The organism is Brachybacterium sp. p3-SID957 (genome assembly GCF_025144775.1).
Lineage (GTDB): Bacteria > Actinomycetota > Actinomycetes > Actinomycetales > Dermabacteraceae > Brachybacterium > Brachybacterium epidermidis.
Map to the genome: position 1 here is coordinate 19,269 of NZ_JALXKT010000038.1, position 11,553 is coordinate 30,821.

Genomic DNA, 11,553 nt, shown 5'->3' on the forward strand with positions numbered 1-11,553 from the left:
ACGACCATGCCACCATCACTCGATCCCGGCCGCGTCGTACGCCTCGGCGAGCTCCTCCGCCACCTCGGCGCCACCGGAATCGCGCCAGGTCTTGACCACGTCCGGCAGTTCCGAGATGGGGCGCAGACCCTGCGCCATCTGACTCATGGCGTCCCACACCGGCGCCTCGAGCTCCCCTCCCTTCTGGTCACGGGTCCGCGAGTACAGACCTTCGGCCATGTCCCGGGAGAGGTTCTCACTCATGCGCTCCTGGACCTGGAACTGTCGTTCGGCGATATCCGGCTCGCCTGGGAAGTAGAACGCCATCGGGGAATCCGCGATGTACTGCACACCGATTCCCACCTCCTGGACTCCACGCGAGGTGGGCACGGGATCATTGCCCTGGAGCTCGTACTGCTGCCCCGCCGTTCCGTACTTCTTGAACAGGTACTCCTCGGTCCCGAATGGTGCCGCGAACCAGTTAGCGACAGCCAGGAGCGTCTCCACACTGTGGGAGGACCCCGCGGAAAAACCAGTGATGTTGTTAATCGCCGACCCGACCCAGGAGAAAGGCTCGGCCCCTTGGTTTGACGGTGCGACGATCCCACCCACCGAGAAGTCAGGATTGCCGATATTGGTCGACTCGTAACCCGTCCAGGCGACGAAGGAGTCCACATCCATGATCGCACTGGCCCCGTTGAACCACTCCTTCTTCGCGCTGGAGTTGGCAGTGAAGGCATCCGGGTTGATCACGCCGGCCTCCCAGAGCTTGAGCTGCGCCTCCAAGCTCGCCGCCATGTTCTCGTGCTCAAGGAAGTGCGTGAATGAACCGTCGCCCTGGCGCTGCCATCCAGCCGGGATGCCCGACGCCATATTGGCGAAGTTGCCCGGCATCGTCGAGAGGGCCCAGGTGTTCCGCGACGGATCGGTTAGCTCGGTGCACAGATCCTGGAACTCATCCCAGGTCTCCGGCTGGACATCGGGGTCAATCCCCCGATCAGCCATGACATCACGGCGCGTCAGGACCATGAAGTTGCGTGACATCATCCTGGGCACCGGGATGCCGTAGATGGCACCGGAGACCACACAGGGCCTCCAGTAGTCGGGACCCAGGTTCGCGAGGTACGGGTATGCCGAGATCGCATCGCCGGAAAGGTGCTCGGTCAAATCCATACAGGTTGACTCCAGCAGACCGGGCAGATCCGCGGTCCCCGGCGGGATGTTGATCATGTCTGGCAGGTCACCGCTGGCGATCTTGGTCTGGAACTTCGTCTCGTAGTCGGCGTTGGGCGCCATGTCGATCCGCAACGGGGAACCGATGCGCTCGTTCAAGGCCTGCCAGAAAGGGTTCGCATCCATCTGTGGTGGGATCGCCCCGGGAATGTTGGTGATGAAGCTGATGGGTTCGCCGTCACCGGGAGGCTCCTGCACCCCCACCACGGGATCAGCCGGGTACTCCTTGAACCCGTCCAGTAGCGTCTCGTCACCCTTCCAGTCAGGGTTCACGCCCTCGTACTTGGTGAAAGTCGGCAGGACGACCTGGGTATTGCGCTCCTGCTCTCCCCCGGATCCCCCACCCGAGGAGCAAGCGCCGAGCACGGTGCCCGACGCCAGCGCTGTGATTCCCCCTGCCAGAACACCCCGGCGCGTGATGCGTTCCATCTCGACCTCTTCTCCCGGTCCGCACATCGGTGTCGCCGGACCGTCTGTGTCACTGGACACAACGATGCCACGGGACATCCCATGTCACAACCCCTTGCGTCATCGTATTCTCGCGGCGCGAGGGAGGCGGCATCCAGCAACAGAGGCACCTATCGCCGGCGTGAACTCCAGGCGGCTTGATTCCCGTAGGCTCTTGACCTGCATCGTTACAGCAATACGGCGTCTGCCCACCACCATCACTCCCAGACTCATGCCACCGATGCCCTTGTCTGCCGACATCCGTTCTGAGATAGTACGTCCCATGACTAGCAATGCTGCGGATTCCCTGGCCCGCCTGCACGCCCCTGCGGTCACGGTGTTCGATGCAGAACTCCTCGGCTGCGCTGCGGTGCGCATCCCCGCCCTGCTGCGATGCAGGAACGGTCGGCTGGTCGCCTTCGCAGAAGCCCGCCATCACAGTCCCGGCGACACCGGTCGGATCGACGTCATCGCGTCGACCTCACAGGATGGCTTCCAGTGGAGCCCCGCACGCACCATCGCAACCAACGGCGACGGCACCCATGGCAATCCGGTGCCGATCGAGGCCTCCACCGGGGAGATCGTGCTGCTGACGACTACCAATGGTGCCCATGCCAAGGAGGGTGACATCCTCGTTGGAGCCGTTGATCGAGCCGACGGACGGCGCGTCCACGTCACTCGCCTCTCGTCTGACCTCTCCCAGGTCGGAGATGCCAGGGAGATCACCGAGACGGTTTTCGACCCCACTTGGGCCTGGTACGCGACCGGGCCCGGGCACGGGGTGCGCCTGGCCTCCGGTCGCCTGGTGGTCGCGGCCAATCATTCGTATCGGCGCCCCGCTGTTCCGGACGGTGCCCGGGATGATGACACCCAGCCGTCCACGGCTTGGTTCTACGGGGCCCACGGTCTGATCAGTGACGACGATGGGCACTCATGGCGCCTTGCCTGGGTGACCGAGGGGACCGACGGGATCCACGGCCCCAATGAGTCGGCCCTGACGGTGGACCCCGACCGCCCCGAGGAGGTCGTCGTGACGATCCGCAATCAGCACGAGGGGGATGCAGCCGCCCGCAGCGCGGCTCGCACACAGCACCACGCCACATCTCTTCGCTCTCATCAGGTGCTCACCGGGTACGACGGGCCGCGCGTGCAGTGCGGGGTGGGCGCCGATCGCGGCACCGGCTCGATCCTTCTCACCTCCCCCGCCGCCGCCGGGCGGCGGGCAGACCTGGTGCTCCGTGTGATCACTGATGCCACCAGCGACACCCTGGGTCTGCTCCGTGCCGGACCGGCCGGATACAGCGACATGGCCGTGGGCGAGGACGTGCTCGACATCCTGGTCGAGACCGGCGAGGCATCGACCCACGAACGCATCGACCTGCTGCGGATGGACCTGATGGAGATGCGACGAGCCGTCTGGGCACGCACCCCCAGCTCGGTTGGACAAACGGCACGAGGAGACTGAGACATGACCACGAACACCCGCACCCGCCCGGTCGGCACCGGCGTGATCATCCCCGTGTGCACCCCGCTGGGGGCCGATGACGACATCGACACCGCTTCCTTGCGCCGGCACCTGGATCACCTGATCGCCGGAGGAGTCCACGGCGTGTTCGTCCTGGGCACCAGTGGCGAGTTCGGGTTCCTCACTGACCGGCAGCGCGAGCTGGTGGTGCGCACCACGGTGGACCAGGTCGCTGGTCGCGTCCCGGTGCTGGTGGGGATCTCCGACATGGCCAGTGAGCGCGCCATCGAACAGGCGCACCTGTTGATCCCGCTGGGAGCTGATGCCGTCGTGGCCACCGCCCCCTTCTTCGCCGCCACCGGCCACGGTGAGATGCTCACCCACTTCCGGCGCATCAAGCAGGCTGCGGGAGACGTGCCGGTGTACGGCTACGAGAACCCTCCACGGGTGAACGACACCTCCATCCCCGTGGACGTGGTCCTCGACCTGGCCGCGGACGGCACCTTCGCGGGCTTCAAGGACTCGTCCGGAGACCTGGAGTACCTGCGGGCGATCCTGGCCGGGCGAGCAGCACGGAGGCTGTCGAACTTCCATGTTCTCTCGGGGTCCGAGACAGATGCGCTTGCTGCCTTGCGCGCTGGCGCGGACGGACTGGTGCCCGGCCTCGGCAACATCGACCCAGCCGGTTACGTCTCCCTCATGGAGCACGCCCTGTGTGACGGCGATCGCGCGCAGAAGGAGCAGGAGCGCCTACAACGCCTGTTCTCGATTGTCGAGATCCCCACCCACACGCCGATGGGGGGCAGCTCTCGGGCACTGGGGGCGTTCAAGACCGCAATCAAACAGCTCGGCCACTTCGCCGACGACCGCTGCGCGCCACCCTCGGTCCTCTTCGACGACGCGGACCGGTCGGTCGTCGCCGAGATCCTCGCGGCGCACGGCCCCTCTGCCGGTCTCACCAGCGGTGACTCCTGGTCCGACGCCCGCTCGGCCTCTACAGAGCGCTCATGAGTTCGACCGGCCCTGTCCCGCCCCTCACCCCCTCCCCCACCAACCAGGAGCGGATCCGGGAAGCGATCAAGCAAATGATCCTGGACCGCAACCTCCAGCCCGGGGACCCCCTGCCCACCGAGGGTGAGCTGGTCACCCTGCTGGGAGCCTCCCGCAACCCGGTGAGGGAGGCCATCAAGGCCCTCCAGGCCCTCGGGTATGTCGAGGTCCGCCACGGTCATGGAACGTACGTGGGGGCTCTACCCCTGGCCCCGCTGCAGGACTTCCTCACGTTCCGGCTTCGTCGCTCGATCCCCGGCGACGTGCGTGAGGCCGCAGAGCTGCTCCAACTGCGGGAGGCGCTTGAAGTGGGATTGGCCTCCGATGTGATCCGGGTGCATGCCCGACGCGGCACCGAGGAACTCGCGCGGATCACCGACCGGATGCGGGTGAAGGCCCAGGCAGGCGAGTTCTTCCCCGAGGAGGACCTCACCTTCCATGCAGCGCTGTACGCACCACTGGGCAATACGCTGGTCAACGAGCTGCTCGGCGTGTTCTGGGCGTCTTTCCACGCCGTGGATCCGCATCTGCCAGGGCCGCACTACACCCCGATGGAGGCGTGGGGTTGGCACAGCCGTCTGCTCGCAGCCATCGATCGAGCGGATGTCGACCAGTACCGGGTGCGCATGCGCGATCATTTCGACGGTGTACGGATCAGAATCTCCCGCGCAACGCCGGAAAAGCCGGACTGACCCCGCCAGAGTGAAATTCATGTTCAGGGTGCTCGGGGTGGTCTGCGAGCGCAGCCCACCCGAGCACACCCCACCAACCGCTGCACCCCGTGCGCGCTGCACGGGGCGGGGCACGGGGCGGGTGACAAGCCCGGGCCAGCCGAGCTTGGGCTCGACCTCCTTGGTGTAGATGCCCTCGAGGGTTTTCTTGAGCCCCTCCATCGCTGTCTGCACGTCACCCTCGGTGGTCACGATCTCTGCGATCGACTTGGCCATTTCCTGGTCGGCCGCGGGCAGGAATGCGCGGGCGTAGTCCTGGGGCTTGGCGACCTCCAACTGGTCCACCGCGGTCTGGATCTGCGGGGTCTTCGCGGTGAGCTCGGAGAGGTCCGCGCTCTTGCGGATCGGCATGTACCCGGTGGCGGCGGAGAACGCGACCGTGCTCTCGGGCCGGCCCATGAACTCGATCAGTTTCGCTCCGGCCAGCTGCTCCTCCTTGCTGATCGCGGAGGGGATGCCGAGGCCGGCACCGCCGGTGGGGTACACGGGACCGCTCTCGGACCCGCCGGGCAGGAAGCCCACGCCCACCTCGAAGCGGGCCGATTCGAGCACCCCCACCAGCGAACCGGTCGAGGCGATCGTGGTGGAGCACACCCCGGCGGCGAAGGTGTCAGCCGAGTCGCCGGAGGAGACCTTGGCCCAGCCCTTGGAGAACACCGAGTCCTGGACCCACTGCATCGCCTCCATCGCCTCGGGCTCCGCGCAGGTGATGTCCCATTCGTCGGACCATCCCGAGCCGTGTCCCCACAGCACGTTCTGCAACGTCCAGCCCGCGTAGCCGGCGAGGTCCGGGTACATGTAGGCGGTGTCGCCCTGGGTGAGCTCCGGCGCCCATTCCTCGAACTCCGACCAGGTCTCGGGGGCCCGGCCGGGCAGGCCGGCGGCGCTGAAGTGGTCCTTGTTGTAGTAGAACAGCGGGGTGAAGCGGCCGTAGGGCAGCGCCCACTGCTTGTCGTCGTACTGGTAGTCGGCCACCAGCGAGTCGCGGTAGTCCGACAGGTCGATGCCCAGCTGGTCCACCAGGGTGTCGATGGGGATGATGTTGCCGTTGACGAAGTAGCGGAACCACCACACGTCCGAGAGCACCACCACGGCCGGCAGGCCGGAGTTGGCGGCCTGGGAGGTCTGGAAGCACTGGGCGATCTCCTCGTAGTTGGAGCCGGCCGTCACATGGTTGACCGCAATGCCGGCCTCCTCCGTGAACGCGGCCAGCAGCTCCTTCTCGACCTCCTGCGACCCGCCGGGGTGGTTGGTCCAGAAGTCGATTTGATCGGCGGGCTCGACGTCGGCGAAGTCGAGGTCCTTCTCCTCGGCGCCACCGCTCCCGCCGTCGCTGCCGCCACCGCCGACCTCGGGACCGCCGCAGGCGGCCAGGCCGAGCGCGCCCGCACCGAGGGCGCCTGCACCCAGCAGGGAGCGTCGGCTGAGACCACGGGGAAGATGAAGTGATCGGGTCATGGGCGATCCTTTCGAGGGTTCGGGCCGACGCGGTCGCGTCAGCCGGTGACGCTGCCTTGGGTGAGGCCGGAGACGATGTGGGGCTGGAGCATGGCGAACACGATGAGGACCGGCACGATCACCAGCACGGTGCCGGCCATGAGGATGCCCCATCCGGATCCGGTGTTGCCCTCGGAGTTCTGCAGGGCGGTCAGGCCCACCGGCAGGGTCATCCGGTTGGCCTCCGAGGTGATGATCAGCGGCCAGATGTATTCGTTCCACTCGGTCACGATGGTCACCAGGGCGACGGTAGCCACCGAGGGGATCGAGACCGGCACCACCACGGGCCACAGGGTGCGCAGGCGACCGGCGCCGTCCAGCTCGGCCGCCTCCAGTATCGAGTACGGGATGGTGAGGAAGTACTGCCGCAGCAGGAAGGTGCCGAACGCGGTGCCCAGGCCGGGCAGGATGATGCCCCAGTAGGTGTTCACCCCGCCCAGGCCTGCGATCAGCACGTAGTTGGGCAGGATGGACACCTGCGGGGGCACCATCAGCGCCACCAGGATCAGCACGAAGATGACCCGCTTGAACGGGAGGCGCACGAACACCAGCGCATAGGCGGTGAAGATCGCCAGCAGCACCTTGATGGTGGCGCCGATGGTGGTGACGGTGACGGAGTTCAGGAAGAACCGCGGGATCGGCACCGAGTTTCAGGCGGCCTCGTAGTTGGCCAGGGAGGGGTTCTCCGGCAGCACATGGAGGTCCGTGGAGAGGATCTCCCCGGGCGCCTTGAAGGAGCTGATCATCATCCACAGCAGCGGCAGCACCATCACCAGGGTGGCCAGCAGCAGGGGGACGTACCCGCCGGTGATGGTGGCCACCAGGTTGTGGCGGCTGAAGGGGCTGCTGCTGCGATGGGTGCGGACCCGATCGGGGTCACCGTTCGGGTTCGCCCCGGGATCAGAGAGGGGGCGGGGCGCGGTGGTGGCGCTCATGAGTAGTGCACCTTCCGCTCGACGAGCAGGATCTGGGCGACGGTCATCACGATCAGGATCACGAACAGCAGCACCGAGATCGTGGCGGAGTACCCGGCCCGGGAGTAGCCGCCGAACGCCTGCAGGTAGGACTCGAAGATCATGGTGTTAGTGCCGCGCCCGGTGGGAGTCATGATCCGCAGCAGGTCGAAGGCCTGCAGGCTGTTGAGCATGGTGGTGATGAGCAGGAAGAAAGTGGTGGGCGATAGCAGCGGCAGCGAGATGCTGAAGAAGCGGCGCACCGCCCCGGCGCCGTCGAGCTGGGCGGCGTCCATGACGTCCTGGGAGAGGGACTGCAGACCGCCCAGGGAGACGATCGCGCAGTAACCCAGGTTCTTCCACACGTACACGATGATCACCATCACCAGCGACATGTCCGGGTCCAGGTACCACTGCGGGCTGCCCAGGCCCAGGCGGCCCAGGATCCAGCCCAGCACCCCGAAGTTCGGGTCGAAGATGAACAGCCACACCAGGCCCACGCCCACGCCGGAGAGCACGTAGGAGGCGAACACGGCCGATCGCGCCAGCATGCGGCCGGGGATGTTGATGTTCAGGGCCAGCGCGATCAGCAGGCCCAGCACCATCGAACCGCCGACGGTGAACAGCGTGAAGATCGCCGTGATCCGGAGACTGGTCAGGCCCTGGTCCGAGGTGAAGAACTAGATTTAGTTGTCCAGGCCGACGAAGGTGGCGGTGCGCGAGCCCAGCGTCCAGTCCAGCATCGAGTACTGGATGTTCAGGAACAGGGGCCGGTAGGTGAACATCGCGATCAGCACCAGATTCGGTGCCGCGAAAGCGAGGAAGACCAAGGCGTCGCGCCGGGTGCGCCTGCTCATCCGCCGTCGACGGGGTGGAGCTGCCCTCAGATCGGAGGGCACCGGAGGTCCGGGCGCAGCAGCGGGGCGGGCGCGAGAGGTCTCGGTCATCGAAGCTCTTATCGGTGAGGACGGAACAACTGCCACGGTGCTCGGCGCTGAAGCGCCCGGTCATTATGACAAGAGCGTCAGCAAGGCGCACCTTGACCGGTTTTCCCCCGCTGTCCTCCGCTCACGGCACGTACGGTGGTAGCAGCCCTGCCGCTTCGATCCCGAGCATCCCGGCCCGGGACCGCGCGGCCGCCACGGAACCGGAGGCCCCTATGCACGCCGACCGCATCACCGACTCGATCTGCTACCACGCCGAGGGGCCCCACTGGTCCGACACCTGGGGAGGCCTGCGCTGGGTGGACATGCTGGCCGGGGACATCATGCAGCTGTCGGCCGAAGGAGCGAGCGCGGGCGGTGCGGGGTCCGACGGCGCGAGCACCGGGGGAAGCGCGGGGTCCGACGGCGCGAGCACCGGGGGAAGCGCGGGGTCCGACGGCGCGAGCACCGGGGTAAGCGCCGGCACCGATCACGCCGTCGCCCGCATCGCCACGCCCAGCCCCGTGGTGGCCTGCGTGCGCCCCGCCTCCAGCGGTGGCGCGGTGCTGGCGATCGAGAAGGGCTTCGCCCTCGAGGACGCCGACGGCTCCATCGAGCAGCTGCCGCCGCTGTGGGAGGAGAACGTGCGGATGAACGAGGGAGCCATCGCCCCGGACGGCTCCTTCCTGTGCGGCTCCATGCACTACGACCAGGCCGAGGGTGCGGCCGCGATGTGGCGCCTGATGCCCGACGGCACCACCACCCGCATCCTCACCGGCATCACCGTCTCCAACGGACTCGCCTTCACGGCCGACGGCGCCCGCGCCTACTACGTGGACACCCCCACCGGGCGCGTGGACCTCTTCGACTGGGACGACCGCGCGGGCCTGGTGCAGCGGCGCACCTTCGCGGACCTGAACGAGCAGGACGGCCATCCCGACGGGCTGTGCCTGGACGCGGAGGGCAACGTGTGGGTGGCGATGAACGGCGGCTCCCAGGTGCTGGGGCTGGACTCCGACGGCAGTGTGACCGAGCGGATCACCGTGGGCGCCAGGCAGGTGACGGCCTGCACGTTCGGCGGGGCCGACCGCTCCACGCTGTTCATCACCACCAGCCGGGAGAACCTCGAGGACGGCGAGGACCCGCAGGCCGGCTCGCTGTTCGCGGTGCAGGTGGGCGGCGGCGTGCGCGGCTCCGCGGAGGAGCGCCTGTTCGGAGGGTGAGGGAACGGTGCCCTGCAGCACACACCACCCGTCCCCGCTCGTCGGCCCGGAACACCACCCATCCCACTTCACCGACGGTTACGGGTGAGTACATTCCAGGATCTGGAACGTACTCACCCGTAACTCATGCAGCAGACGGTGCCGGGCCCGTGCTCCCGGGGCACGGGGTGCCCAGGCCACCTCCCGCTCTGACACGCCGCTGCACATATGCGAATCCCCTGATTGCCACCGTCGGCGGTGGCAATCAGGGGATTCGAGACTGGAGGACGGCGTGTCTGCGATCAGGCCGGCGCGGCGCAACCGCCGCCAGATCAAGTGCGTGCCCGTCCGGCAGGCGAGAGCAGTGCGCCCGGCCTGATCAGGCCAGCTGGCCCGCCGCCGGCGCGCAGCGGGCCTGCCGTGCATCGTCAGGCCTGCAGCGCCTCGACGTCGTCGTCCATCCAGTCGAAGGTGCGCTCCACGGCCTTGTTCCACAGGCGCATGTACCGCTCGCGGGTCTCCTCGTCCATCGAGGGCTCCCAGCGCTTGTCCTCGTCCCAGTTGTCGATGACGTCCTGCTCGCCGTCCCAGAAGCCCACGGCGATGCCGGCCGCGTAGGCGGCACCCAGGGCGGTGGTCTCGATGACCTTGGGGCGTACCACGGGCACACCGATGATGTCGGCCTGGAACTGCATCAGCAGCTCGTTCTTCACCATGCCGCCGTCCACCTTGAGCTCGGTGAGGTCAACGCCGGAGTCGGCGTTCATCGCATCTAGCACCTCACGGGACTGGAAGGCGGTGGCCTCCAGTGCGGCACGGGCGATGTGGCCCTTGTTGTGGAAGCGGGTCAGGCCCACGATGGCGCCGCGGGCGTCGGCCTTCCAGTGCGGGGCGAACAGGCCCGAGAACGCGGGGACCACGAAGCAGCCGCCGTTGTCGTCGACCTGCTCGGCGAGCTTCTCGATCTCCGGGGCGTCCTTGATCAGGCCCAGGTTGTCGCGCACCCACTGCACCAGCGAGCCGGTGACCGCGATGGAGCCCTCCAGGGCGTAGATCGGCTTGTTGTCGCCGATCTTGTAGCACACGGTGGTCAGCAGGCCGTTCTCGCTGCGCACCAGCTCCTCACCGGTGTTGATCAGCATGAAGTTGCCGGTGCCGTAGGTGTTCTTGGCCATGCCCACCTCGAAGCAGGCCTGGCCGAAGGTGGCGGCGTGCTGGTCGCCGAGGATGCCGGCGATCGGGGTGTCGATGAGCAGGCCCTGCTTGCGACCGTACCCGTACACCTCGGAGGAGGACTTGATCTCCGGGAGCATGGACAGCGGGATGCCCATGTCCTTGGCGATGTCCTCGTTCCAGTCGAGGGTGTCGATGTTCATCAGCATGGTGCGGGAGGCGTTGGTGACGTCGGTGACGTGCACGCCGCCGTTCACACCGCCGGTCATGTTCCACACCAGCCACGAGTCGGTGTTGCCGAACAGCAGGTCACCGGCCTCGGCCTTCTCGCGGGCACCCTCGACGTTGTCCAGGATCCACTTGACCTTGGGCCCGGAGAAGTACGTGGCCAGGGGCAGGCCCACGCGCTCCTTGTACTTCTCCGCACCTTCGTCGCCGGCCAGCTCGTCGCAGATCTTCGCGGTGCGGGTGTCCTGCCAGACGATCGCGTTGTAGACGGGCTCGCCGGTGTTCTTGTCCCACACCACCGCGGTCTCGCGCTGGTTGGTGATGCCCACGGCGGCCAGCTGGTGGCGGTTGATCTCGGCACCGACCAGGGCCTCGCCGACCACCTTTCGGGTGTTCCGCCAGATCTCCTTGGGGTCGTGCTCGACCCAACCGGACTTCGGGAAGATCTGCTCGTGCTCCTGCTGGCCGGTGGAGATGATCTGGCCCGCGTGGTCGAAGATGATCGCGCGGGTGGAGGTGGTGCCCTGGTCGATGGCCAGGATGTACATGGTCTCGTCGTTCATCGGGTCTCCTTCGATGATGATCTCGAGCGGTGGTGATGGTGCGCCCGTCGACGGGGCCCGCCGTCGGGTGGTTCGGGGGTGGGGCGCATCGCGGCGCGCCCCGGGGCTG

The 11,553-nt window shown here is 67.2% G+C and carries 6 protein-coding genes and 3 pseudogenes; 4 read left to right on the plus strand and 5 right to left on the minus strand.

Going from position 1 to position 11,553, the window contains the following annotated elements; all coding sequences use genetic code 11:
• Positions 1–15 precede the first annotated feature (15 nt).
• Complete coding sequence (locus M3B01_RS09440; RefSeq protein ID WP_259791565.1) at positions 16–1,641, minus strand: extracellular solute-binding protein; 1,626 nt, start codon at positions 1,639–1,641, stop codon at positions 16–18.
• 301 nt (positions 1,642–1,942) lie between these two features.
• Between M3B01_RS09440 and M3B01_RS09445 the strand changes: the two genes are divergently transcribed.
• From M3B01_RS09445 to M3B01_RS09455, 3 genes are read left to right on the plus strand one after another with little or no spacing between them, the layout of a single operon-like run.
• On the plus strand, positions 1,943–3,124 hold the full coding sequence (locus tag M3B01_RS09445) for a sialidase family protein (RefSeq protein ID WP_259791567.1): 1,182 nt from the start codon (positions 1,943–1,945) through the stop codon (positions 3,122–3,124).
• A 3-nt stretch (positions 3,125–3,127) separates the two neighbouring features.
• A complete protein-coding gene (locus M3B01_RS09450) occupies positions 3,128–4,135 on the plus strand; it encodes a dihydrodipicolinate synthase family protein (RefSeq protein WP_259791570.1) in 1,008 nt (335 codons plus the stop codon).
• Complete coding sequence (locus tag M3B01_RS09455; RefSeq protein ID WP_259791577.1) at positions 4,132–4,866, plus strand: FadR/GntR family transcriptional regulator; 735 nt, start codon at positions 4,132–4,134, stop codon at positions 4,864–4,866. The genes M3B01_RS09450 and M3B01_RS09455 overlap by 4 nt, the downstream gene beginning before the upstream one ends.
• Before the next feature lie 339 nt (positions 4,867–5,205).
• On the opposite strand, the pseudogene M3B01_RS09460 reads toward M3B01_RS09455, so the two are convergent.
• The 3 pseudogenes from M3B01_RS09460 to M3B01_RS09470 form a co-directional block, all read right to left on the minus strand.
• Positions 5,206–6,516, minus strand: a pseudogene (locus M3B01_RS09460) (extracellular solute-binding protein); the annotation flags it as partial.
• Positions 6,402–7,337: pseudogene (locus M3B01_RS09465) on the minus strand (carbohydrate ABC transporter permease). The pseudogenes M3B01_RS09465 and M3B01_RS09460, both read right to left, overlap by 115 nt.
• Positions 7,334–8,302 (minus strand): annotated as a pseudogene (locus M3B01_RS09470) (carbohydrate ABC transporter permease). The pseudogenes M3B01_RS09465 and M3B01_RS09470 overlap by 4 nt, the downstream one beginning before the upstream one ends.
• A 212-nt stretch (positions 8,303–8,514) precedes the next feature.
• Between M3B01_RS09470 and M3B01_RS09475 the strand changes: the two are divergent.
• On the plus strand, positions 8,515–9,501 hold the full coding sequence (locus M3B01_RS09475) for an SMP-30/gluconolactonase/LRE family protein (protein ID WP_259791572.1): 987 nt from the start codon (positions 8,515–8,517) through the stop codon (positions 9,499–9,501).
• Between the two features lie 407 nt (positions 9,502–9,908).
• Here the strand turns inward: M3B01_RS09475 and glpK are convergent, their stop codons facing one another.
• Positions 9,909–11,444: a glycerol kinase GlpK gene (gene glpK, locus M3B01_RS09480; protein WP_193866454.1), complete on the minus strand. Its 1,536-nt coding sequence runs from the start codon at positions 11,442–11,444 to the stop codon at positions 9,909–9,911.
• Between the last annotated feature and the right edge of the window lie 109 nt (positions 11,445–11,553).